At 37.3% G+C, this 23,056-nt stretch carries 21 protein-coding genes and 2 tRNA genes; 16 read left to right on the forward strand and 7 right to left on the reverse strand.

Annotation, left to right across the window (positions count from 1 at the left end; genetic code table 11):
- Window positions 1–2: 2 nt before the first annotated feature.
- Window positions 3–1,541, reverse strand: a complete 1,539-nt coding sequence (locus tag ACFFGL_RS00580; RefSeq protein ID WP_309729304.1) for an HAL/PAL/TAL family ammonia-lyase — start codon at window positions 1,539–1,541, stop codon at window positions 3–5.
- Between the two features lie 72 nt (window positions 1,542–1,613).
- Here ACFFGL_RS00580 and ACFFGL_RS00585 point away from each other — a divergent pair, with 72 nt between their 5' ends.
- The 7 genes from ACFFGL_RS00585 to ACFFGL_RS00615 all read left to right on the forward strand — a co-directional run bounded on the left by ACFFGL_RS00585 (window position 1,614) and on the right by ACFFGL_RS00615 (window position 9,840).
- Complete coding sequence (locus tag ACFFGL_RS00585; protein ID WP_309729306.1) at window positions 1,614–2,858, forward strand: NAD(P)/FAD-dependent oxidoreductase; 1,245 nt, start codon at window positions 1,614–1,616, stop codon at window positions 2,856–2,858.
- 117 nt (window positions 2,859–2,975) lie between these two features.
- A tRNA-Ser gene (locus ACFFGL_RS00590) sits at window positions 2,976–3,061 on the forward strand.
- Window positions 3,062–3,127: 66 nt separating this feature from the next.
- Window positions 3,128–3,202 (forward strand) — tRNA-Pro (locus tag ACFFGL_RS00595).
- A gap of 227 nt (window positions 3,203–3,429) precedes the next feature.
- Entirely contained in the window at window positions 3,430–4,683 is a 1,254-nt protein-coding gene (locus ACFFGL_RS00600) for a site-specific integrase (RefSeq protein WP_309729307.1), read from the forward strand.
- A gap of 351 nt (window positions 4,684–5,034) precedes the next feature.
- Window positions 5,035–5,442: a hypothetical protein gene (locus tag ACFFGL_RS00605; protein ID WP_309729309.1), complete on the forward strand. Its 408-nt coding sequence runs from the start codon at window positions 5,035–5,037 to the stop codon at window positions 5,440–5,442.
- 247 nt (window positions 5,443–5,689) lie between these two features.
- Entirely contained in the window at window positions 5,690–6,526 is an 837-nt protein-coding gene (locus tag ACFFGL_RS00610) for a DUF932 domain-containing protein (protein WP_309729311.1), read from the forward strand.
- Between the two features lie 437 nt (window positions 6,527–6,963).
- The gene (locus ACFFGL_RS00615; RefSeq protein WP_309729313.1) at window positions 6,964–9,840 is read left to right on the forward strand and encodes a DNA methyltransferase; all 2,877 of its coding nucleotides are present in this window, start codon (window positions 6,964–6,966) and stop codon (window positions 9,838–9,840) included.
- A 270-nt stretch (window positions 9,841–10,110) separates the two neighbouring features.
- On the opposite strand, the gene ACFFGL_RS00620 is transcribed toward ACFFGL_RS00615, so the two are convergent.
- Window positions 10,111–11,172 carry a DUF4238 domain-containing protein gene (locus tag ACFFGL_RS00620; protein ID WP_309729316.1) on the reverse strand — a complete coding sequence of 354 codons (1,062 nt, stop codon included), beginning with the start codon at window positions 11,170–11,172 and terminating at the stop codon, window positions 10,111–10,113.
- A 690-nt stretch (window positions 11,173–11,862) separates the two neighbouring features.
- Here ACFFGL_RS00620 and ACFFGL_RS00625 point away from each other — a divergent pair.
- The 7 genes from ACFFGL_RS00625 (at window position 11,863) to ACFFGL_RS00655 (ending at window position 16,586) form a co-directional block, all read left to right on the forward strand.
- Window positions 11,863–12,075, forward strand: coding sequence for a hypothetical protein (locus ACFFGL_RS00625; RefSeq protein ID WP_309729318.1), 213 nt, complete (start codon window positions 11,863–11,865; stop codon window positions 12,073–12,075).
- Between the two features lie 10 nt (window positions 12,076–12,085).
- The gene (locus ACFFGL_RS00630) at window positions 12,086–12,442 is read left to right on the forward strand and encodes a single-stranded DNA-binding protein (RefSeq protein WP_309729319.1); all 357 of its coding nucleotides are present in this window, start codon (window positions 12,086–12,088) and stop codon (window positions 12,440–12,442) included.
- Window positions 12,443–12,518: 76 nt separating this feature from the next.
- Window positions 12,519–12,899, forward strand: coding sequence for a DUF6876 family protein (locus ACFFGL_RS00635; RefSeq protein WP_309729321.1), 381 nt, complete (start codon window positions 12,519–12,521; stop codon window positions 12,897–12,899).
- Window positions 12,900–12,921: 22 nt separating this feature from the next.
- The gene (locus ACFFGL_RS00640; RefSeq protein WP_309729324.1) at window positions 12,922–13,119 is read left to right on the forward strand and encodes a hypothetical protein; all 198 of its coding nucleotides are present in this window, start codon (window positions 12,922–12,924) and stop codon (window positions 13,117–13,119) included.
- Between the two features lie 432 nt (window positions 13,120–13,551).
- A complete protein-coding gene (locus ACFFGL_RS00645; protein ID WP_309729326.1) occupies window positions 13,552–13,932 on the forward strand; it encodes a BfmA/BtgA family mobilization protein in 381 nt (126 codons plus the stop codon).
- Window positions 13,933–13,943: 11 nt separating this feature from the next.
- Window positions 13,944–14,996 (forward strand): MobB family relaxase, encoded by a 1,053-nt coding sequence (gene mobB / locus ACFFGL_RS00650; RefSeq protein ID WP_309729328.1) that lies wholly within the window; start codon window positions 13,944–13,946, stop codon window positions 14,994–14,996.
- 9 nt (window positions 14,997–15,005) lie between these two features.
- A complete protein-coding gene (locus ACFFGL_RS00655; protein ID WP_309729330.1) occupies window positions 15,006–16,586 on the forward strand; it encodes a type IV secretory system conjugative DNA transfer family protein in 1,581 nt (526 codons plus the stop codon).
- Here the strand turns inward: ACFFGL_RS00655 and ACFFGL_RS00660 are convergent, their stop codons facing one another.
- Genes ACFFGL_RS00660 through ACFFGL_RS00675 form a run of 4 tightly spaced genes read right to left on the reverse strand, consistent with a single transcriptional unit; the run spans window position 16,587 to window position 20,924 of the window.
- Window positions 16,587–17,624 carry a hypothetical protein gene (locus ACFFGL_RS00660; protein ID WP_309729332.1) on the reverse strand — a complete coding sequence of 346 codons (1,038 nt, stop codon included), beginning with the start codon at window positions 17,622–17,624 and terminating at the stop codon, window positions 16,587–16,589.
- A gap of 5 nt (window positions 17,625–17,629) precedes the next feature.
- Complete coding sequence (locus ACFFGL_RS00665) at window positions 17,630–17,839, reverse strand: KTSC domain-containing protein (protein ID WP_309729334.1); 210 nt, start codon at window positions 17,837–17,839, stop codon at window positions 17,630–17,632.
- Window positions 17,840–17,845: 6 nt separating this feature from the next.
- Window positions 17,846–19,711 carry an ATP-binding protein gene (locus tag ACFFGL_RS00670; protein WP_236979786.1) on the reverse strand — a complete coding sequence of 622 codons (1,866 nt, stop codon included), beginning with the start codon at window positions 19,709–19,711 and terminating at the stop codon, window positions 17,846–17,848.
- Window positions 19,701–20,924, reverse strand: a complete 1,224-nt coding sequence (locus tag ACFFGL_RS00675) for an SIR2 family protein (RefSeq protein ID WP_309729338.1) — start codon at window positions 20,922–20,924, stop codon at window positions 19,701–19,703. Before ACFFGL_RS00675 ends, ACFFGL_RS00670 begins: the two co-directional genes overlap by 11 nt.
- Before the next feature lie 210 nt (window positions 20,925–21,134).
- On the opposite strand from ACFFGL_RS00675, the gene ACFFGL_RS00680 reads away from it, so the two are divergent.
- Complete coding sequence (locus tag ACFFGL_RS00680) at window positions 21,135–21,890, forward strand: type IV toxin-antitoxin system AbiEi family antitoxin domain-containing protein (protein ID WP_309729339.1); 756 nt, start codon at window positions 21,135–21,137, stop codon at window positions 21,888–21,890.
- Window positions 21,887–22,675, forward strand: coding sequence for a nucleotidyl transferase AbiEii/AbiGii toxin family protein (locus tag ACFFGL_RS00685; protein WP_309729341.1), 789 nt, complete (start codon window positions 21,887–21,889; stop codon window positions 22,673–22,675). The genes ACFFGL_RS00680 and ACFFGL_RS00685 overlap by 4 nt, the downstream gene beginning before the upstream one ends.
- A gap of 5 nt (window positions 22,676–22,680) precedes the next feature.
- On the opposite strand, the gene ACFFGL_RS00690 is transcribed toward ACFFGL_RS00685, so the two are convergent.
- Window positions 22,681–23,052 carry a hypothetical protein gene (locus ACFFGL_RS00690; RefSeq protein ID WP_309729342.1) on the reverse strand — a complete coding sequence of 124 codons (372 nt, stop codon included), beginning with the start codon at window positions 23,050–23,052 and terminating at the stop codon, window positions 22,681–22,683.
- Between the last annotated feature and the right edge of the window lie 4 nt (window positions 23,053–23,056).

Here is a 23,056-nt window from a genome sequence, read left to right on the forward strand (position 1 = left end):
ACTTATTTTTTTTCTGAATAAACTTCGTGTTCAAGTAAATAAGATTTCATCTCTTGAACAAAAGGATACATTATTTGATCTTCGGAAAACTTCGGAATAAATTCTTGTATTTTTTGAAGTTCTTTTCGAGAAGTTGACGATAATTCGTCTAAAATATCTAATTGATAAACGGCTTGAACTAACGTGATTAATTCGATAGCAACGACTTCAAAAGAATTTTCAATTACATTTTTTGTCATATTCGCGGCGTTAGTTCCCATACTTACAATATCCTGATTGTCGTTGTTATTAGGAATACTGTGAATATACATAGAATTAGAAAGCGCCTGATTTTCTGCCGTGGTAGAAACCGCGGTAAATTGCGTGCCTTGCATCCCAAAATTAAGTCCTAATTTTCCTGAATTTACAAAAGGCGTTAAAAAGTTATTGAGGTTCGAATTTAATAAATAATTAAGCTGGCGTTCGGCTAACATCGATAATTTGGTGATGACTAGTTTTAGTTTATCCATTTCTAAAGCAACATAATCACCATGAAAATTTCCGCCATGATAAACATTTTTGGAAGCAACATCAATTATAGGATTGTCGTTAGCAGAATTTACTTCTTCCACTAAAATTTTCTTCACTTGTTTTAGGGTGTCTTCCACCGGACCTAAAATTTGCGGTACACAACGCAAACTATAGTATTCTTGAACTTTTTCTTTAAAAACTTTTTCTTTCGTTGGTTTGAAAAGATGCTGATCGCGTTTTTTTATTCGGCTGCTATCGGCTAAATGATTACGCATCTTTTCAGCAATATTTTTTTGCCCCTCATGAAGTTTTGCTTCATTTAAAGGAGCCGAAAAATGATCTTCATAGGCTTTTACCACTTCATTAATTAACGAACTACAAAACACAGCCCAATTCAACAGGCGTTCGGCGTAAATGGTATTTACAATGCCAATTCCAGTCATCACCGAAGTACCGTTCATTAAAGCCAAACCTTCCCTGCATTTTATTTGAATCGGTTTAATTTTTTCAGCTTTAAACGCAATTTCTGTCGCTACGCGTTTTCCTTTATAGAACACTTCACCCTCACCAATTAAGACTAAGGCCAAATGCGCTAATTGCACTAAATCTCCACTCGCTCCTACTCCGCCATGTTCAAAAATAAGTGGGGTAATATTTTTATTAATAAGTTGCGTCATTACTTCAACAACACTTTTATGAACGCCAGACTTCCCTAAACTTAAGGTGTTTAAACGCGCTAGCATTAAAGCTTTTACATAAACTGGCGCTAAAATTTTACCGGTCCCTGAAGCGTGACTTCTAATTAAATTATATTGAAGTGAATGCTGATCGTCTTCATCTATTTTATACTGCGCCATCGGTCCAAAACCGGTGTTTACACCGTAAATAACTTTATCTTTAGAAAACTCTTGAAGAAATTTATAGCTTTTTTCTATTCTAGTAAATTGTTTCGTAGAAAGTTCCACTTTTTCGTTTTCAAATAAAACCGAATAAAAATCTTGAAGTTGTATAGATTGAGTTACTTTTAGCATAAAATCAGATAAATTATGAGCGCTAGTAGCTAGCGCAAATGTAGTATATTTACCGCATAAAGAAAATCTAGGATGATAAAAGAGTGTGTAGATGTTCTTATTATTGGCGCCGGACCTTCTGGAACGGTAGCCGCATCTTTCTTACGTAAAAAAGGCTTTTCCGTAAAAATAATTGAGAAAGAGAAATTTCCAAGATACACCATTGGCGAAAGTTTAATTCCGCGTTGTATGGATAATTTTGAAGAAGCCGGATTATTAGAATGTCTTAAAAAACAGCATTACCAAGTAAAAAGAGGCGCCCGATTTATTAGAAATGGAGTCGAAGGAAATTTTGATTTTTCTGAAAAATTTGGCGAAGGTTGGGACTGGACGTGGCAAGTACCGCGCGATCATTTTGATAATGTCTTAGCTGAAGAATGCCTAAAAAAAGGTGTTTCTATTGAATTTGAAACCAACGTAGAACATGTTGATTTTTTAGCTTCTGAAAAAGTGATGGTCACTACATCAAAAAATAGCACCATCGAAAAATACCAAGTGAGATTTATTATCGATGCCAGCGGACCCGGAAGGGTTTTAGCCAAACAATTAAACTTGGAAGCTGAGCCGAAAACTGCAATACATTCTTCCATTTTTACCCAAGTAAACGATATTAACCGACCACAAGGAAAAGAAGGAGAACTCATCACGTTTGATATTATTGAAAAAGAAGTTTGGTTTTGGTACATCCCCTTTTCCAATGGAAATACCAGTATTGGCTTTGTGGGAAAAAAAGAGTGGTTTCAAAAATTTTCTATTAACCCTTCTGAAGCATTAACACAAATGCTTCCCGAAACTAAAAAATATTACCATCAATTTAAAAATCTCGATTTTAATTTTAAACCGATCAAAATAAATAATATCGCTAAAAATGTGACCAAATTTTACGGAGATAACTTCGTGTTAACCGGAAACAGTGCAGAATTTTTAGATCCTGTTTTTTCTTCAGGGGTTTCTTTTGCTACTGAATCCGGTTTATTAGCCGCAAAATTATGTGCAAAACAATTAAACGGCGAAAAAGTAGATTGGCAAAAAGAATATGTAGATTACATGCAAAAAGGCGTAGAAGTATTTTCTACCTATGTAAAAGAATGGTACACAGGTAATTTGCAAAAATTAATTCTACATCAAAACCCTACCCAAGAAATAAAAAGACAAATTTGTGCTGTGTTAGCTGGCTATGTATGGAATAAGAACAATCCTTTTGTAAGAAATCATCAAAAAATGATTCCGTTAGTCGTAAAAATAATTGAAGCAGAAAATTCTATTGAAGCTAAGTAATTGCAAGTTAGAAATGTAGAATTTCGTTAAAAAAAAAGCTAAAAATACTTTGGTTAGAAGCTAAGTATGTTTTAAGTTTGCAACCGCAAAAACATTTGCATACGTTCATAATTTAACGGAGAGGTGGCAGAGTGGTAATGCAGCAGCCTGCTAAGCTGTCATCCTTCTTGGATGCCCGGGTTCGAATCCCGGTCTCTCCGCCACTAAAAAAGAGTTTGCAGAAGTAAAAATTAGTTTTATATTTGCACTCGCAAACAGATAACCATTATCGGGGTGTAGCGTAGCCCGGTTATCGCGCCTGCTTTGGGAGCAGGAGGTCGCAGGTTCGAATCCTGCCACCCCGACAATTACGGTGTCAACAGACACCAAAATATAGCTAATCTTATGAAAATCAAGGGTTTTCATTTTTCTTGAAATCATAAGATTGGCTTTAATATCAATTCAAAGGTTACCTATTCGGTTACCTAAATTGTTACCAGAATTTTCACTACATTGGTAATTCAATAGACTTGACTTTCGCAGCGATTTGACTTTCGTAAACAAATCGATTATTCACTTAAAGCGAGAGTTTATGCAGACTTCAAAGACTTTTACCATTCATTTTTGGCTGAGTATGGCCAAAGCAAAAGATGATTTTGCACCTATTTATGCCCGTATCACGGTCGATGGAAAACGTGCCGAGATCAGTTTAAAACGATCCACATCGGTTACCTATTGGGATACCCGTTCCAAAAGGTCAACACTAAGGACTTCCGACGGAAAGGCACTCAATGTTTATCTTGACCAAGTGTATTCTGATTTGTTGGCTTGCCACAAACAGCTTCTGGGCGAATCCAAGTACGTTACCGCCCAGGCGATCAAAGCCCGTTACCTCGGGGAAGATGAACAGCACAAAACGCTGCTTCAACTGGTTTCTTACCATAACAAGAATATGGTATCGGTACTCAAACCCGGCACCTTGAAAAATTACTTCACTACGGAACGCTATATCAAACGGTATTTGAAGCACAAACTAAAGACCAATGATGTTTTCCTGAAACAACTGTCCTACAAATTCATCATTGACTTTGAACAGTTTCTACGTAACGGAAAATCCATAAACCGTTTCCAGCCCCTTAAAAATAATGGGGTTATGAAGCATTTGGAAAGATTGAAAAAGATGATGAACCTTGCCCTTCGGTTGGAATGGATCGAGAAAGACCCTTTTGTGAGGTTCTCGCTAAAGTTCACAAAACACCAACGGGCATTTCTATCGCAATCTGAACTTGAAGTTTTGGAATCCGGTCAGCTTTCAAAAGGGATGCACCAAAAAACGAGGGACGTTTTTGTTTTTGCCTGTTATACGGGATTATCCTATATCGATGTAAAGTTGCTCAGCGATGACCATATTGTACGTGGCATCGATGGGGATTATTGGATATTCACAAAAAGGGAAAAGAACGATGAAGTAGTAAAAATCCCGCTTTTGGATAAAGCCCTTGACATCCTGAAAAAGTATGACCAGAGAACTGAAAACAAAAGTGAAAAATTGCTGCCGGTATTTTCCAATCAGAAAATAAATAAATATTTGAAGGAAGTAGCTGCTATCCTAAAAATAAATAAGAAGCTTACGTTCCACGCGGCAAGACATACGTTTGCCACTACTGTTACGCTTTCCAATGGCGTGCCCATTGAGACCGTTTCAAAATTACTCGGTCATACGAAGCTTTCCACAACGCAAATCTACGCTAGGGTCATCGAACAAAAAGTGTCATCGGATATGCGTTCGTTGCGCAATAAATTAAACACTACGGACAAGGCCGAAACAAGGGTGCACTATCAATAATTCGATTTGGAAAACACCTTTTAGGTTCTAATCCAGTCGGCACTCTTATTTTTTTTCGTCTATTCCCTTGCAGATTTGGGTTTTGTATTGAGCCATAAATTTCTGCGTTAAGTCATTTTTTGTTTCGGTCAGCTGAGGCAACCAAAACCAAACCGGGGGCAAATGTAGCCACATCCCACCGCTTGGTCAAGGTCAAGCCCTCTGGGATGCCGAACATTTTTCTGCGAAAAATAACCGCTCATACCTTGCCCCTTCCTCCTTGTGGCTGTTAATGCCCTGTTTTGGTATTGCTCGTTGCCTTACAAGCTGCCAAAACGATTTAAAATAATGTTTAACTTAAAAATTTTAATTATGGCAACAACAGTAAAACAAAACGGAACTGCAAAAAAGGAAAATGCATCCGTTAAAAAGGAAGTACAGAAAAAGCTGACCGATGAAGCCATCGGAAAAGCTGCTTCAACAGAAAAAGCGATAGCATCGAAAAAAGCTACCATCAGTTTGGATGACCGGATCCAGAATTTTGAAAAACTGAGAGGATTGGCCACCCAACGGGAACGGTTGAACCAAACCTTGAACGAGTTGACAAAGTTCAACTACAATCAAGGGGATTCAGCTTCATTTTACATCCGGGATTCCCACAATTTGGAATTTAAAACGACCAATACGAACCTTATCAAATTGGTCACAACTCACTTACAATCTACTTTGGAGGAACGAAAGTCCGAGATTGAGGAACAGATTGTAAAGTTTGAACTCTAAGGTAAATCAAATCCTTAAAGCAGGAAGCCTACTCCCAAGAGTAGGTTTTCTTTTTTCCTTAAAAAAGTGAGGTATAGTATTCAATCAATATGTGCGCAAAGGTAAACTCGTAAAATACTCCCATCAAAAGCTTACGGCATAAAGCCGCTCCCGCACTCGCTATTTATTCCGTTTCCTTTTGAGCCGAGATTTTATCTTCCGTTTGGTTCTAGCTTAAATATTAATTGTTTAACTAAAATCAAATGTTATGTATTTATCAAATTTACAGCAGGATGAAATCTTCGTTCCATCAGAAATGAAATCCCTGAAAAGCCTGACCCAGATGGAATCCCGAAGGGGACTTGAAAATGCCATAATTTCGAATGGCAAAATTGTCAACGTGGTATCGAACAGCTACGGCCACGTACCGAACGAACTATTCTTTAAGAAAGCAGAGGAAATGTTGACTGATGCAAAACTGAATTATCAGAAACGGACGATCAACAGGAATGATAGGTCTTTCATTACCGACTTTATCATCGACGATAAAAGCCAGTTTTCGGTAAAGAATGAAAAAGACCTGATACTGCCGATGCTGCGGTTTAAGAATTCCTATGATGGGAGCGAAAAAACTTCCGGGCATTTTGGCTTTTATCGGCAAGTATGTTCCAATGGTTTACACGTTTCACAAGCTGAAATTGAGTTTTCCATCAAGCACAGTAAGAACAATACCGACCTGATAATGCCAAGGTTGAACAATTTGTTCGATAAGTTCGTGGATAATGAATTTTATAGCATTACCAAGAAGTTCGACAGAATGAGGGAATTTGAAATCATCGACACCAAGGAATTTGTGAAGGCTATCTTGGACAGAACGAATTTGTTCCGGTATGAATGTAGTGATAAGAACAATGATCCTTCAAAGAAATCCCGGGAAGTCCTTGAAATTCTAGATAACGAAGCGTTGTTACTTGATGAAAAACCTAATTTATGGATAGGCTATAATGCTTTCAATCAAATGCTTCACAATACATTGAAGAAAAGCTTTTCCCAACAGGAACGATTGGATAAAAAACTGTTCGATGCCGTTTATGAAATGGCTTAATGTCCTAATAGGTTTATCCAGTACCTTAAACTGGATTTTTTTTATTCTGAGCAAAAGAGTTTATTTGGAAAGTTAGCTTTGCAATCGACACTATCCCACTCAGCACATTCCCCTACATTCCGCAGAAAAAGCTCCACTGGGAAAAGCGCTTCATTATCAAAGGTCTTGAACTCAAAATCAAAGCTTCCGATTTCCATTGCGTTAAACCCTGCGGAGGAAGGGTACGAACATTTCATTCCCCAATTACCTTTTTTAAATTAAGCCCGTCTTAAATCTTAACCTCATCTTTCCTCGAAATACCACTTCTTTAAGAATCACCTAGTTTTAGCCACGACTACTACTATTGCACATTAATTTAAAAATACTATTTGCTGTTAGTCTTTTTATTAGGATTATAATTCAATTATATTGTGCTAGAATTTAATTTTCGTGACTGAATGAGAGAAAATATCCAAAAATTAGTAGACTATACTGCCACATTGGATGGCGACGAAAAAGGCGAAGCTCAAGTATTCTGTGATAGATTTTTTCAGGCTTTTGGACATCAGGGCTATAAGGAAGCTGGTGCCATCTTAGAATTTCGGGTAAAATCTAAAAAATCGACAAATTTTGCTGATTTGCTCTGGGATAATCGAGTCCTAATCGAAATGAAGAAAAAGAGTTCAAAACTGCAAAGTCATCGAACCCAAATTTTTGATTATTGGTGGAAGCTTAGGCCTAACCAACCTAAATATTCCATTCTTTGTAATTTTCAGGAATTTATTATTTATGATTTTTCGCTCCAAGATGAGCCTTTGGACAGAATTAAAATTGAAGAACTATCCGATAGATATACATCCTTTAATTTTATGTTTCCTAAACCGGAAACACCAATATTTAGGAATAATCTCGAAGAAGCTACCAGAAAAACGGCAAGTCTTGTTGCGGCAGTTTTCAATTCCCTCGTGGAGCGAGGTGAAGATAGAGGAAGAGCACAGAAATTTATACTTCAAGCAATATTTACAATGTTTGCTGAAGATTATAATCTACTGCCTAAGGACATTTTTACTCAAATACTAATAGATTGCTTGAACGGTTCGGGTAACAGTTATGACTTAATTTATGGTTTATTTCAACAAATGGATACCAGAAAAAGAGCACGAGGCGGTCGATTTATTGAGGTGCCTTATTTCAACGGTGGATTGTTTACTAAACCTGAAGCTATTGAGCTGACGGAGGATGAATTAGATAAGCTACACCAAGCAGCCACACGCAAATGGAATAAAGTAAACCCAGCAATATTCGGAACAATTTTTCAAAGTAGTATGGGGAAAGATGCCAGACACGCATTTGGCGCCCATTTTACATCAGAACTGGACATTTTGAAAATTGTACAACCCACTCTTATAAAGCCTTGGAGAAAAAAGATTTCTAAAACAAAAACTCTTACGGAGATGAAAGCCTTAAGACGAGAGCTTTCTTCCTATGAAGTTTTAGATCCAGCTTGCGGTAGTGGGAATTTCCTATATATTGCTTATCGGGAACTCAAAAGGATTGAATTGGAATTATTGGACAAAATCCACATAGAATTCCCAAAAAGTGCTTCCGAAATTGGCACACAAAGTATTGTCAGTATAAAGCAGTTTCACGGTATCGATTTTAACGAATTCGCTGTGGAATTGGCTAAAGTGACCTTAATGCTTGCTAAAGAAATTTCCATTAAGGAAACGCAGGAATGGATTAATACAATACAAACGGGACTTCCATTTCAAATGGAAAGTACTTTGCCACTTGATAATATGGATGCAAATATCGTTTTTGCAGATGCTCTGTTTACAGAATGGCCAAGAGCTGATGTAATAATTGGAAATCCACCTTATCAAAGTAAAAATAAAATGCAAAAGGAGTACGGGATTGAGTATTTAAACAAAGTTTGGGATGCCTATCCAAATATTTCCGGCAACGCGGATTATTGCGTTTACTGGTTTTACAAAGCTCATTTGAACCTTGATTATGGTGGGTATGCAGGTCTTGTTGGCACAAATACCGTAACTCAAAATTATAGCAGGGAAGGCAGCTTAGATTATATCGTAAAAAATGATGGTCAAATATTTAATGCTATTTCATCACAACCCTGGTCAGGGGATGCAGTAGTGTTTGTTTCAATCGTGAACTGGAAAAAAGGTAAATATATTGGGAAAAAACATCTATATGTTGAGAATGAAAAAGATGAGCAGGTAGAATTTATAGTTGATGTTATAAATAGTAGCCTCTCTTTGGAGATTGATGTTACTTCGGCCAAAACACTAAAATGCAATAAAAATCCTAAGATGGTTTTTCAAGGTCAAACTCACGGTAACTCCGGATTTTTATTAAGTAAGAAGAAAGGGATGGAAATTTTATTGGAAAATCCTAATAGCTCCAATGTACTAAAGCCATTTTTAATCGGTCGCGAGTTAGTTGCTTCAATAGGTAGTCAACCAAACCGTTTTGTTATAGATTTTACTGGTAGAAATGTTATTGAGGCTGCAACTTTTAAAAATTTATTTGAAATAGTAAAACAGAAGGTTCAGCCAGAAAGAGAAAAAAAAGCTAAGGAACAAGAGGACAAAAATCAAGCTGCTCTTGAAAAAAATAAAAAAGCAAAAACAAACAGACATCATATCAATTTTTATAACAAATGGTGGTTACTATCCTATGGTAGAGAAGATTTATTGAAAGCAATTTCAAATACTGAAAGATATATTGTTTGCTCAAGAGTTTCATCAAGACCGATATTTGAGTTCGTTTCCAGTAAAATAAACCCCAATGATGCATTAATGGTTTTTAATTTTGAAGATGATTATAGCTTTGGCATTATTCAATCGAAAGCGCACATACTTTGGTACCAAGAAAAATGCTCCACAATGAAGGGAGATCCAAGATATACTCCTAATACTATATGGGATACTTTTCCTTTCCCACAAAAACCAAATCTAAACAAAGTGAAAAAGGTAGCTAATGCAGCTGTAGAACTCCGTAATAAAAGAAATGAATTGATGAAGAAACATCAATTTACATTGAGAGACCTATATAAAATTTTAGAGGAACCGGGAAGCAATCCTATGAAAATACTTCATAAAAGATTAGACGACGCTGTGTTAGATGCTTATGATTTTGATAAACGGAAGGATATTCTAACCCAAATCTTAGAATTGAATCTTGAGATTTATTCAAATGAAACAAAAGGCGTTCCGATAGAATCGCCCGGATTACCGTCTTTTATTACAAATTCTGATGAGTTTAAAACGAATGACTGCATTCAAATTTCAACTTCAAGTAGTGCTTACACCTAAAGCAGTTTTTCAAATAAAAAAATTTTTATAGAAAAATCCGATGTTATAATCCATTCAACACATTCCCCTGCATTCCGCAGAAAAAGCTTCATTCCGGGAAAAGCGCTTTATTACAAAGGTTTTGGACATAACTCCAAAGCTTCCAATTTCCATTGCACTAGTCTGCTTATACCCGAAAAAAATCGGGAGGCGACCAAACTCCATTCCCATCTACACCGTTGAAGTCAAGACCGTTAAGGTTCTCAAATAATTAATAAATTCGTTTTTTAACTAGTAGGGTCTATTATTTCTATTTCGATAATGTTCATCTCTGATTTCAGCATAATAACCCGATAGTTTATAGGATTTGGCGTGTTGTGTTTGTTTAACAAAAGATAAGTCAAGGCTGAGCATATACGGCGTTTTATGCTGTTGCACTATTACCGATTCAGTATCATCATCATTTGTAACTGGATCAAAATACTTCAATTCCAACTTCTTTTGGTTTTTGAATTTGTTGGATTTTACCAGCAATTGTTCAAATTCAAAGTCGGTTACATTATTGGTGGAGTAAAAAGCCTTATTTGCATATAAACAGGTTAAAACATTCAGTACTTCTACATCTTTTTCATTTATTGCTATTTGACTGAATTGTTTTCTGTTTCCTACTTTATATACTTTGGGGTCGTACATTAATAACATTAAATCTGGAGCTAATGGATAAAAAATCTGTAAACCTTTACTTGCCATACCATTGTGTCCGTAAGGAAATTTGCGTGATTCTAAAAATTGATTGTATTTTGATACCGGATTATCGCTAGTTATAATTTTTTTGGAGGTCTTATTAATGAGTAGCTTAATTTGCATATCCATCATCATTGGTAGGCTCTTAAGTAAAATGTCCAATGTTTTTTCAATCGCGTCATCATACGCAAAAAAATATTTGTCATATTCAAAATCTTTGAATTGAGATTCAAATTTCATTGCAGTTTTCATTGTTTTATCAATCATATCATTGAACTCATCTGCATTTGCTCGCGTACGATAGGCTTGAAGTAAAATAAACAGCCAAATCCAATAATAGTCATCAGACCTATTTTTAGGTAAAGTTTTCGTCTTAACTACTTCCTTTAGAATAATGGAAGTGGTATCCTCAATGTTCCCAAACCATTTCTCTCTTTCTAAATCCTTACCATAAAAATAAGATTCTTGTGCTTGGCCCGCTAAATCTGCTTGCTGAATAATTTCACCTGATTTTTTTAAACATAATTTTATGTGTTTTCTATTATGCTTAATACTGAAAAATTTCAGATAGAATTTTGGAACGTAATGTTGTTTCTTCTTTTCTGCCATAAAAATCTTAATTGATTACTAATTTAAATATTCTTATTCTTTTAATTTTCTCAAACAGAATATTTCAGATTACATCCCACTCAGCACATTCCCCTACATTCCGCAGAAAAAGCTCCATTCCGGAAAAAGCGCTTCATTAAAAAAGTCTTGGACACAACTCCAAAGCTTCCGATTCCCATTCCACTTGCCCGCCCATTCCCGAGAAAAACCGGGAAGCGGCCAAACTCCATTCCCATCTACAGCTTTGAAGTCAAGTCCGCTTTAAATCCTACTTCAAGAGGATAATTCGTTTTCATAAGCCGATTAGCACATTGCCGCTCCATTCCGCGCCCGCCTGCCGAAAAGACAGGAATCGCTCCATTCCGGGCAAAGAGCTTTCCTACATAGGTCTTGGACACCATCCCCGATTGCTACTTTCCATTCCGTTTGCCCTTCCCGCGCTGCCGGGAAGCGCACTCCATTCCAATACGAAATCGTGAACGGAGTCCGCTTTTCATCTGAATTCCATTTATGATTTAGTCCCGCTTCCTATGTTTTCATACTTCACAAAAGGCATTTAGACCTACTCCCGCACCGCCGCTGTCCCTACCTATTTTTTGTAAGCAAAATACCAACATTCGGAAGTTAAACGGAGTGCATAACCGGTCGTGCCTCCCTTTTATAACTCCTTATTAATTCCAAATATTGAAAATGTATCAGCAACAAAAAAAGGTAACAGCGGACGGCTCTATGGGAAGTAAATCTAAACTGAATAGTATGAAATCTTACAAAAACATCAAAAAGGAAGCGGGACTAAAAAAACAAAAAAAGGAAAACGCTCTGGATATAATAAGTAAATCACTTCAAAAAAATATAAACGCAAACTGCCTGAATGGTTCGGGTAGCATTTTAATTAATCTTTAAATATTTTATTATGAGTACTTTAAAAAATCACGTACAGTTGATCGGAAATGTTGGCGGGGAGCCACAAATTACTAATCTTGAAAGCGGTAAGAAAGTAGCCCGTTTTTCACTCGCCACAAACGAGTATTACAAAGATGCCAAGGGCGAAAAAGTTCAAAATACCGAATGGCACACCGTAGTAGCTTGGGGCAAAACTGCCGAGATCATCGAGAAATATGCCGGAAAGGGCAAGGAAATCGGGGTAACGGGAAAACTGAAATCCCGAAGCTACGAGGACAAGGACGGTATCAAAAGATATGTTACCGAAGTGGAAGCCAACGAAATCCTTTTGTTGGGAACTAAGAACGGCAACAATTCAGCCGAGTAATCTAAAATTAAAGAGGGCGTTCCTCTCGAAAAGTGCGCCCTCTTTTTCATTATTAACTCCATAAATAGAAATCAAAATGAAAGCACAAGTTAACGAAATCAAAGAGGGATTGCAACATTTTCACGGTTCGGAAACCATATTTCAAATCCCATTATTAAGAACCCGATACACCAACGGAATGAAATATTTGGCGGAAGCTGCGGAATGTTTTTGGCTCATTACGGACACTTCCGTAATTGCCAAAAGCCTGATGAACCGAAGCGAATTTATTACCATCGACTTCAAGAGATTGCCCGAGGAAAAACAGGATTTTACGGGCTACGAGGCAGAGATAATCTACACGGATGGTAACGATAATATTTTGGAAAAACACGGGTATCGGGCGACTGATTTTCCACTCGATGAACTGCGATTATTTTTTGTAAATAATACGCTGATGTTACCGAGCGAATATTAACCCATTCAAAAACTTAAAAATTATGATCTATCTAAATTTTTCAGACCTGAACGGGGAAGCGCAAGAACGTCTTTTGGAAAGTTCCAAAAAGGACGTTGAGCAAAAATTTGGCGATGATATTCGGAAGTATTCAAAAAAGCATTGCACCAATTTTGATGTGATGATCGAAGAGGAAGCACTACGGAATTTATACAGTTATACCTATGTGTTTAATATCTGAAATTGTCCAAATAGGAACGGAAAGACCTTTGAATTTTCAGAGGTCTTTTTTTGCTAAAACATATCCAGTTCAATAAAAATCCTTATCTTTATTTCGCTGAAATTCAGCATTCAATTTTACGTAGGGTTATCCCATTTTTGACTTTCGCCGATAACCCTGCCCATCGAAAAATTACATAACGGGAAATCTTTTCCCTGAAATTGGCAATTGGCTTTTTAGCCAAATTGTACGAAATTTTTGTCCGCCTGTGGCGAACGAAAAGGAGTAGCAAGAGGGTAACACGCGATGCGATGTTAAGCACTCCTACTCCTTGTTAATCACCTGATTTTTAAACACTTAAAAATCAGCCGATTATTTAGATTTCTACAATTTGCGACAAATGCCCTGTGAGCGCCTATTTTTAGGGAAGGATTTGCGACAAATCGGCGAATTATGGACTCATTTATCGGCATTAGGTTTAAAAAGGAAACCGCCAAGCGTTTCCAGCAATTTTCAAGAGCACACTTCAAATCACACACCGAGGCAATGGCCACGATGCTCGATTTTTTCTTCTACAACGAAATCTCGCCACGGGAAAAACTGGGCCCGACCGGAAGGACGATCGAGGCCAATTTAAAGAAACGGATCAATGCGGTAATCGCCATAATGAGGGATATGGAAAAGACCCAGACCAAACCCACCGTGGCGATGATCGAATCCCTTTTTCAGACCGAAGTACCCAAAAAGAAACCCTTGATCTTAGAGAAGAAATTTGTGGAGGAAAAGAAGGAAGTACGCTTCCGCGAAAAGCGAAATCTAAAGAACGAACTGTAAATTTTTGAGCGATGTATATCACGATCACACCCCAAAAATTAGGAGGAAATTATTCACAAAGTTCAGGCGATTTCGTGGGCTACTTGGAAAAGGAAAATCAAGGTCTGGAACAGGAAGACCTGCCGGCCGGGCAGGCGGGAATGGAACACTTTTTCAATCAATATGGCGATGAGTTTTCAGCGGAAGAAGTGGTAAAGGATATTGATGGAAATGGTGCAAAATTAAAAAAGAAAGAACCTAAATTTTATTCAATTACGGTCAGTCCTTCGAAGTATGAATTGAACAAATTACAGAATAGCAGTGAAGATTTAAAAAAGTACACCCGTGAGCTGATGAAGGATTATGTGGCATCGTTCAACCGGGAAATCAATGGGCGGCCGGTAACTATTGAGGATATTAAATATTATGCAAAAATAGAGCACCAGCGAACGTTTAAGGGAACCGACAAACAGATCAAGGAAAACCAACCCTTTGCCACCAAAATACTTCAGCTGAAAAACGAGATCCGAAGTATTGAAAGCGGCTCGATGGAAGGAAGTGTTAGGAAACGAGAAAAAGAAATCGCAAAACTGGAACGCCAAGCGCCACACCAACAGGATGGCAAACGGATCGTCCAGGGAATGCCCAAGGCCGGAAACCAAAGTCATATCCACATCGTCGTGAGCCGGAAAGACGCTTCCAATTCGTTCAGTCTTTCGCCCGGGAGCAAATACAAAGCCTCCGATGTCGAGATGAACGGTAAGAAAGTCAAACGGGGTTTCGACCGGGACAAGTTTTTTGAAAATGCCGAAAAGACCTTTGACAGGACGTTTGGCTACCAAAGAAACTTCGCAGAAACCTACAAGGCGAGGAAGGATTTTATTAAAAACCCAAAAATCTATTTTGCCTCGTTGATGAAACTGCCCACCAATGAAAAAGCGATTGCTTTTAAGTTGATGCGGGAAACGGGTATCCCGATAATGCCAAGTATCCCGACCAATCAAGCACAGCTTGCCCTAAAGGTTTTCAATAAGCTGCGCAAGGGTTTGGATGTGGCCATCAAATCAAGTTCAATCGGTATTTAATTCAAGACGATGGAAATAGAAAGTCTTTTTACGGTACTCTCGGTTATTAGCTTGACCAGTTTATTATTTTATTCGTTTTTCAAGATCAGTCGGTATGCGTTCGCGCTGAATATGCTGCTAATCGCAGCTATCTTTTATTATATTTCCGAAGAGAATCGGTTGATATTGACCCTACTTTATTTAGGTTGTCCGTTGATGCTAATTAATACAGGACTGTACGTTTTTTTGCACAAAACGGAGGAACCGAAAAATGCCGATAGCAAGTATCGTGTAAGCTTTGCAACGAGCAAGGGAAACTTCAAACTCGAAAACGTAAAAAGAGGGGCATCCATCATAGGATCTGCCGGAAGTGGCAAGACCGAAAGCGTGGTTTATGGATTTTTGAGGCATTTTCAGAAAGAAGCCTTTTGCGGGATCATTCACGACTACAAAGATTTTGAGCTGACTGAAATGGCCTATCCACTTTTCAAGGATGGTCAAATCCCGTTTAAGGTCATTTCCTTTGATAAAATCATCCATAGGGTCAATCCTATTGCACCTCGCTATTTAGAGAACGAGGAAAGCGTAAACGAAGTTTCAAGGGTGCTGATCGAAAATCTTTTGGAGCAAAGGGAATCCGGTACGAGCGGCACTACCAAATTTTTCAATGATGCTGCCGAAGGCTTGATTGGTGGATTGATTTGGAAACTGAAAACCGACTATTCCCAATTCTGCACATTGCCCCATTTAATAGCGGTTTACCAATATCTGGATACAGACAGCCTTATCCAGTTTTTGGAATCCAATACAACATCCAGAGCGATGGCAGATGCCTTTATTAGCGGTAAAGATTCAGAGCGACAGACAGCAGGTGTAAAAAGCACCTTGGCCAATGCGCTAAAACGAATCAGTACACAGCGAATATTTATGGCATTGTCCGCAGACGAAGTGCCACTTAATATAAATAGTCCAGAAAATCCTTGTGTAATTTCAATTGTGAATAATCCGAAATTTGAAACTTCTTATTCCCCTGTCATTGCAACAATAATCCATACTATTACCAAGCAAATGAGCGTGCGGAATTCCAAACCTTCTTTCCTGTTGATGGAAGAAGCCCCGACCATTCGGCTATTGAATATGCACCGTATTCCGGCTACGCTGCGGAGTTATGATATTGCCACAATTTATGTGATGCAGGACAAGATACAAAATGATATGATGTACGGCGACAAAGCGAGCAAGGCAATTTTGAGTAACCTTTCCTATCAATTTTTCGGCAAGGTAAACGACCCGGACACCGCCAAATACTACGAACGCTTTTTTGAAATTATTAAAGACCCGACCAAAAGCGTGAGCCGTGGCCATAACTTGGATTTTGATACACGAGTAACAACTGGGGAAAAAGAAATCCCGAAAATAAGGGCAGATGTTTTCTTTCGGCTGAATCAGGGAGAGTTTATTACCTATGCGGACGGGAAGGATAAAAAGGTGCAGTTTAAATTACAGCAAATTAACAGGGAACTTCCCGAAGAATCTAAACAGTATTCACAGGCAGATTTGGAGGCTAACTTTGAACGGGTTTATGAGGAGGCGCGGTCGATATTTGGATAATTAGGATATGCTAAAATTTTCATTAATTTCCTTTTCAATAATCTTATATTTATCCTTCACATCTTCACCCATATAAAAATCTAACAGATCATTTTTATCCAAAGTTCCATCTTCTAAAAACTTATTCAGATACTGTTGGTTGAAGTCTAATAACAACATAGATTTCTTAATTTGTTTTAAAATTGTTTTATTATTCTCAATATTATTCTCAACTAGATTTTTAATCAGGGATATTTCATTTATATCCTTAATGATACGATTTACCAGAATAGCCAAAATATTATTATCGACTTTAACACTCTTAGCATTTAAAGCTATATCCCTTGCCAACATATAAGCTATTGACAAATTAGAATAATTCCCTTTCTGGGAATCGATTATAGCGATAAAACCAATAGAAGGAATGTAGCCCACATTTTCAAATGCTTTAAGAATTGAGTTATCCACGAGAGAAATATCAAATACGATAAGGCTAACCTTTGAATCCCTATTTGCTTGAGCTTCTATTAATTGACTCCAGGCTGTATCGGTTCTACGAGTAAAAATTTCTTTTGATTCTATATCTCCAAATTTGATACTCTTATCAAACTTGCACTCAATAACAATCTTTAAGTCTTCATTCCCTTCTATTTCGCAGACTATATCACCAGTTTTATTTCGGTTAATTTTACCTTGTACATTTCCAGTTAAGTAGGCTTTGTCTTTTAACCGCTTATCCTTAAAGTACTGATTTAGAAATTCCGCGACTTCATCCTCAGCCAAGTTTCCTTTTATTGCAGATTTATAGAAAAGTTCCTTTTTCATTTCAAAAATTATCTTCAAACTTTCCAGTTCAGTACCCAGTTCATTTGATGTTTTCGATAAAAATGCGGATAGTCGATCTTCCATAAGTGCGAGGACACCAATATAAATAGCTTTTAATAATTTTTCATCACGATCAGACACGGGAAGATTATCAAAATAATTAAAGACTATTTGATTCTCAATTTCAAACTCCTTTACTTCAACTCGTTTCAGTTGTTGATTGAGTCTTATCATTTTGCTTAAACTTTAGAGTACCTGTACCTTCCTTTGATACTTTGGGCTAAATATGTTCCGTGGGATTCAGCACCAATAAGCCCTTTATATTCTCTTTCTGGAAGGTCAAAATATTGATAGACCGTGCCGTTTTTAAATTCTATTTCTAATGTGGATGAATTGTTGTCATAGCCAATAGATGCTATGTTCGATGATTTTACTGGTTTTCTATTCATAATACTTTATTTGATAATTTTACTAATTTTAGGATTTTGAGACCTCCAGGCCTCAATAAATTCTTCGTAGTTAGGGCTTTCTTCCATTTTGTTGCCCCAACCCCCAGGCATTAAAGATTCTTCTGTATCAACAATATCGAATACGATAGGATCTTGACTATCAGGTCTTTTATCCTTCGGTGGAGCTTTGATAAGCGATCTCATAGGAAGCTTTACCGATTCTCCTAAGATTATAGCCTCTCCCGTTTTTAATATTGGGAGCATACTTGTAAGACCTTCCAGATTATCTGTGACAGCACTTGTTATGTGGGCGCGATCAGTAGAGTTCGCCAATCGGAGAGCAAAGAATGTACCACATTGTGAAAGAATTGTAGAATTTATTTCTGACGGTCTTTGACTAACTATCATTGAGCCTATCCCATATTTCCTACCCTCCTTCACAATTTTTTGAACAATCGATAACGCGCTACCTTCAAAGTTTAAATAATTGTGAGCTTCTTCCATTACCAAAAGCAATGGACGTTCCTTGCCTCCTTGCGAGAGGTTTCTTGCCCAGAATAAGCCTTCATAAACTATACGCAGTAAAACTCCGATAATTGTATTTAAAATAGTTATTGGAACACCTGATAAATCCAAAATAGTAATTGGCTTGTCGCTTCCTATCCAACCTTTTATCAGGGAATCTAAATCTTTTTCTATAAATCCATCCTTTTTTGGAGTCCAATCCCCAGGTTTGAAAATAAAATCATACCTTGGAATTCTCAACTTTGAACCCAATGAATGTAACTGTTGGCTATTATTTAAAGGGGTTTCAGGCAAGTATTGAACTCGATCACCATTTGCTTTGGAGGTATTTATTTTTTTAAAAATAGGAGGAATACCCCGAACTGGATCACCTAATATCTTATCTCCATTTTCATCAGTTTCAAAAGCAAGATTTTCCATAATCGTCCCATCCTTGTCCGGATAGAACTTTCCTAGCGTTTCGGTATAAAGGTCATACCAGAGATGATTCAAGCTAAATGGTATGGGAGAATCAATACTAAGGTTATCTATGTCGATTCCGGTTTTAGGATGTTTTTCCAAACTTTTCAACTTAGCTTGCTGAATTCTTTCTAGAATTACATTTTGATCTTTTTCGGCAGCAAATTTTCCAAAACTGATATCACATAATTCTTCAAAATTTAAGGCCCAAAAGGGAATAACCAATTCTTTTTCTTGACTTCCTTCGCTTTTGTCAGCGTTAATTTTAAAAATATTCGCTCGATCTTTTAGAGCTTGTCCATACTCTCCGTGTATGTCAAACACCAAAATTCGTGATGATGGATATTTCTCAGAATCGGATAGCGCATTTAACAGACTTGCAACTGTCGTTGACTTTCCTGAACCAGTTGTTCCAACTACTGCTGAATGTCTCGTAATTAACCTATTTACATCCACCAAAGCAGGAATAGATTCGGCTCCCGCAATATGTCCAATATTTACAAAGTATGGTTTGTCTGGTTGTCCATAGATTCGTTTTAGGTCTACTTCAGATACTAAATGCACTTCATCACTAATTGTTGGATATTGAGAAATCCCTCTTTGAAATTCACCAGATCGATGTCCTTCCCCAACCAGTTGTACAGTTATCCATCTATTTCCATAAGGTTGGTCGTTTTCTGGTGCTGCGCTTGCGCCGACCTGAGTAATAATTCCAAACAAAAAATTGTATCCAATTGGAATTTTAACAAAACTTCCAATTTGTCCAATTTTGTAACCTTCACCATTTACATATGTCAAACCAGATAGTGAATCGTTGACCATTGCTATTCTAATGGTAGTGCCACTAACGTCTTGTACGGAACCAAGATAAGTAGAGTTATTTTTCATCCAAAAGAGTTTGATTATATCCGATTAAAGCTTGAAGGAAATCCCCCATTTTTGAAAAATCACCAAGATCTAAATCGCAAAGAGCTGCTTCTTCGTCATCCCTTTTAGACAGACAATTAGCTAAATTATCCTCATCTTCCAATAAGGCTCCTAATTTCCACTTGCCTCTAACCGTACCAATTATCGCTTCGTCTTTAGCCCATATAGCAAGATTGCCTCTGTTTAATGCAGCATCCACACCTTTAGGGTACTTTTCAGTCGTTGAATCATTTTCTTTATTTTTCTCAGTTAAAGAGCCGAATAACATCGAAATTACCATACTATTTGGGTTCGCTCTTAGTGAACCTAAAATGCAATCATTTATATGCTCGTCGTTAAAAGAATAACCTGAGATAATAAGTAATGCGTTAGGTTTTCTCAAAAAGCGAGAAAGTTGATCCATCAAAGCCAAAAAAGGCATTTTTCTACTTTGGTCATATTTGAGATGAGATGGGTAAATTAGCTGTGAAGCGTCTATTTCTTTAGTTCTGCTTGATCTGAATACCTGATGATTTTTCTTTTGAAACCAATTAATAGAGCCGTGGATTTTCCAAAGACGTGTCCAATGATTTGGTATTAAATCGTCTTCAACTGATCTCAAATCAAAAAATGACTGTCTTGAACCGACAAAACCATCAAAGTAGGGTATGGATAAGTCCTCAAAGGTTTGTTCCATTAGCAAATCATAATTCGTTGTAAATACTTCGACAGGTTTCTCACGATCTATTGATATCCATTTTGCAAGTTTATGATATGGGGATTCTTTATTTGGTAATTCCACATCCAATTTACTTACGATTTTCGTGCATATTTCGCTTTCCAGTTTGATAAGCTCTTCATTGCTAAAGCCTCTAACGCTGTTACCAACCGAAACATCTTTCAAACCTCTTATAAAACTCAAAATATCTTCAATGTTTTTAATACTTTTTTGAGCTAAACTTATTTCATCTAAAAGTTTATCATAATCATTTTTGACATCTGTTTTTGATGATAGTTCCGAACTTAGAAATTGGGTCAATCCGGCTACATCAGGAATCAGAGGCCATTGCTCCTTCGGCATATTTACGGATAAGGGACAGCCAGCAGATATAAAGTAGCCTATTGGTTTTTTGTCTTGGGATAAAGTTTGACGTAAAAACTTAATATGTTTAATAGGATCGTGATAATTATCCATATTGTTGATTGATTTCTGTTTTGGAGTAAATTTAACAAACTTTTAGAATTCGCTTTCAAATTTTCAAGTTTGTTTGAAATAAAGCCAATCTTGGATTTTAAATAAATATAAATTTTATAGTATTTATTTTAGTTTTACGTCTAAAATACATATATTGCTCTAATAATTACTAAAGTTATGGTGGCGGAATATATCGACAAATTGCTGTCTGTGGAAGAATATTCTTTTTCCCTGGAAGAATTGATGAGCCGAACCCAGAAGAGCAAAAACGCAATTTGGCAGGAATTGGCTCATCTGATCGAAAAGAACAAAGTCCTCAATCTAAGAAAGGGCTTCTACCTTATACTGACCCCAAGGTATTCCAGTTTTCGAAAACTTCCCATAAACCTGTATATCAATAAACTTTTTGATTATTTAGACCGTAATTATTATTTGGGTTTTTATAGTGCTGCAAAAGCCTATGGAGCAAGCCATCAACAATCTCAGCGCGATTATGTAATGACATCCTCCCCGAAACTGTTGGATATTCAGAAATCGGCCATTGATATCCGTTTTTTGACCACTTCCGCTTGGCCGGAACAAAATATACTTTCAAAAAAATCAGATGCCGGAACTTATCAAATTTCGAGTCCTGCCCTGACGCTTGCCGACTTAGTGCATTATCAGAATAAATTGGGGGGGCTGAACCGAATGCTATCGACTATTGAAGAGTTAATGGAAGAAAGCACACAAAAGGACCTTGAAAATTTATTGAGTTGGTACAGCAATAAAGCCACGCTTCAACGATTGGGGTTTTTATTGGATGAAATAAATCAAAAGAATGGTTTATCTACTTTAATTTTTCAACATTTGGAAAATCAAAAAATACATCCGGTTTTATTGAAGCCGACCAACCAACAACGACCTGGTTCGGTGGATAATAAATGGAAAGTGGACATCAATCTAAAATTAGAAGGCGACTTATGATTTCAAGACCCTATATTGCCCAATGGCGGGAATATGCACCGTGGAAAGAATTTGCACAAATTGAGCAGGATTTGATTATTAGTCGGGCGTTGGTAGCAATTTTTGCCGATGATTTTCTAAGGGAAAACCTTGCTTTCCGGGGCGGCACCGCTCTACATAAATTATATCTGAACCCGGCACCGAGATATTCCGAGGATATTGACCTTGTACAGGTTCGGGAAGGCCCTATCAAACCCATTATGAAGCGCATTGGCGAGGTCATTACTTTTTTTGAGGAAGACAGGCGTACACAGGTAAGAGGGCACGGAGCAAAAGCGCTGTACAGGTTTACATCCGAATATGAAAATGAGCGTCGCCGGCTAAAATTAGAGATTAATTGTAAAGAACACTTCAACGTACTCGATTGGGTAGATTTCCCTTTTGAAATGGCGAACCCTTGGTTTTCGGGGAGAGCTGATATTAAAACATATAAAATCAATGAACTTTTGGGCACGAAGTTGAGGGCGCTTTATCAACGAAGTAAAGGAAGGGATTTGTTTGATCTGGATTATTCCAGACAATATATGAAACTCGATATTGATGAGATTATCAAGTGCTTTAAGGTTTATATGGAATCTTCCGTTGGCAAAGTCCCTTCCCAAAAAGAGTTCCTACAAAATATGGAAGCCAAGAAAAACGATGCAGCTTTTGAAGGCGATATGGAAGGTTTGTTACGGCCGGAAATCCTATACGATCAAAAAGCTGCTTTCCATTGGTTGAAAGAAACGGTTATTCCAAGAATGTGATTATTTTAAAAAGGCGATTTATCCTTTGAACCTCTTGCAGTAGCCAACCACTTGCCGTCCTGCTTGATCAGTTTAAAAATACCAGGCGTTTTATCGTATGCTGTGGTATATTTTACCCAAGCCACATCGCCCATAATCGTATCCTGCAAAACAGTAAAGTTAGAATCATCCTTTGGTGTAGCGTTGAACATATTTATGGTATTCATATAGTTGGAATACGCCTGTGGTGTGGAATGTGCTTTTAAGGTTTCCTCATCTTTTTCATAAAAGCTTTCAATGACGATTTGGGCTGTAGCACTTGGTCCTGAAATTTTAGTTTCAGAATCAGCACAAGAAAGGAACAGTAATGTGAGCGAAAAAACGACATTTTTTTTCATAACA

The sequence above is a fragment of the Mesonia maritima genome (genome assembly GCF_042433895.1).
GTDB lineage: Bacteria > Bacteroidota > Bacteroidia > Flavobacteriales > Flavobacteriaceae > Mesonia > Mesonia maritima.

Excerpts from the sequence above, each read along its gene's own strand:
- ACFFGL_RS00645 (WP_309729326.1), top strand. The coding sequence starts at position 13,552 with ATGGACTCATTTATCGGCATTAGGTTTAAAAAGGAAACCGCCAAGCGT.
- ACFFGL_RS00615 (WP_309729313.1), top strand. The coding sequence starts at position 6,964 with ATGAGAGAAAATATCCAAAAATTAGTAGACTATACTGCCACATTGGAT.
- mobB (WP_309729328.1), top strand. The coding sequence starts at position 13,944 with ATGTATATCACGATCACACCCCAAAAATTAGGAGGAAATTATTCACAA.
- ACFFGL_RS00610 (WP_309729311.1), top strand. The coding sequence starts at position 5,690 with ATGTATTTATCAAATTTACAGCAGGATGAAATCTTCGTTCCATCAGAA.
- ACFFGL_RS00675 (WP_309729338.1), bottom strand. The coding sequence starts at position 20,924 with ATGGATAATTATCACGATCCTATTAAACATATTAAGTTTTTACGTCAA.
- ACFFGL_RS00635 (WP_309729321.1), top strand. The coding sequence starts at position 12,519 with ATGAAAGCACAAGTTAACGAAATCAAAGAGGGATTGCAACATTTTCAC.
- ACFFGL_RS00620 (WP_309729316.1), bottom strand. The coding sequence starts at position 11,172 with ATGGCAGAAAAGAAGAAACAACATTACGTTCCAAAATTCTATCTGAAA.
- ACFFGL_RS00625 (WP_309729318.1), top strand. The coding sequence starts at position 11,863 with ATGTATCAGCAACAAAAAAAGGTAACAGCGGACGGCTCTATGGGAAGT.
- ACFFGL_RS00585 (WP_309729306.1), top strand. The coding sequence starts at position 1,614 with ATGATAAAAGAGTGTGTAGATGTTCTTATTATTGGCGCCGGACCTTCT.
- ACFFGL_RS00685 (WP_309729341.1), top strand. The coding sequence starts at position 21,887 with ATGATTTCAAGACCCTATATTGCCCAATGGCGGGAATATGCACCGTGG.
- ACFFGL_RS00690 (WP_309729342.1), bottom strand. The coding sequence starts at position 23,052 with ATGAAAAAAAATGTCGTTTTTTCGCTCACATTACTGTTCCTTTCTTGT.
- ACFFGL_RS00660 (WP_309729332.1), bottom strand. The coding sequence starts at position 17,624 with ATGATAAGACTCAATCAACAACTGAAACGAGTTGAAGTAAAGGAGTTT.
- ACFFGL_RS00640 (WP_309729324.1), top strand. The coding sequence starts at position 12,922 with ATGATCTATCTAAATTTTTCAGACCTGAACGGGGAAGCGCAAGAACGT.
- ACFFGL_RS00665 (WP_309729334.1), bottom strand. The coding sequence starts at position 17,839 with ATGAATAGAAAACCAGTAAAATCATCGAACATAGCATCTATTGGCTAT.
- ACFFGL_RS00600 (WP_309729307.1), top strand. The coding sequence starts at position 3,430 with ATGCAGACTTCAAAGACTTTTACCATTCATTTTTGGCTGAGTATGGCC.
- ACFFGL_RS00580 (WP_309729304.1), bottom strand. The coding sequence starts at position 1,541 with ATGCTAAAAGTAACTCAATCTATACAACTTCAAGATTTTTATTCGGTT.
- ACFFGL_RS00655 (WP_309729330.1), top strand. The coding sequence starts at position 15,006 with ATGGAAATAGAAAGTCTTTTTACGGTACTCTCGGTTATTAGCTTGACC.
- ACFFGL_RS00670 (WP_236979786.1), bottom strand. The coding sequence starts at position 19,711 with ATGAAAAATAACTCTACTTATCTTGGTTCCGTACAAGACGTTAGTGGC.
- ACFFGL_RS00630 (WP_309729319.1), top strand. The coding sequence starts at position 12,086 with ATGAGTACTTTAAAAAATCACGTACAGTTGATCGGAAATGTTGGCGGG.
- ACFFGL_RS00605 (WP_309729309.1), top strand. The coding sequence starts at position 5,035 with ATGGCAACAACAGTAAAACAAAACGGAACTGCAAAAAAGGAAAATGCA.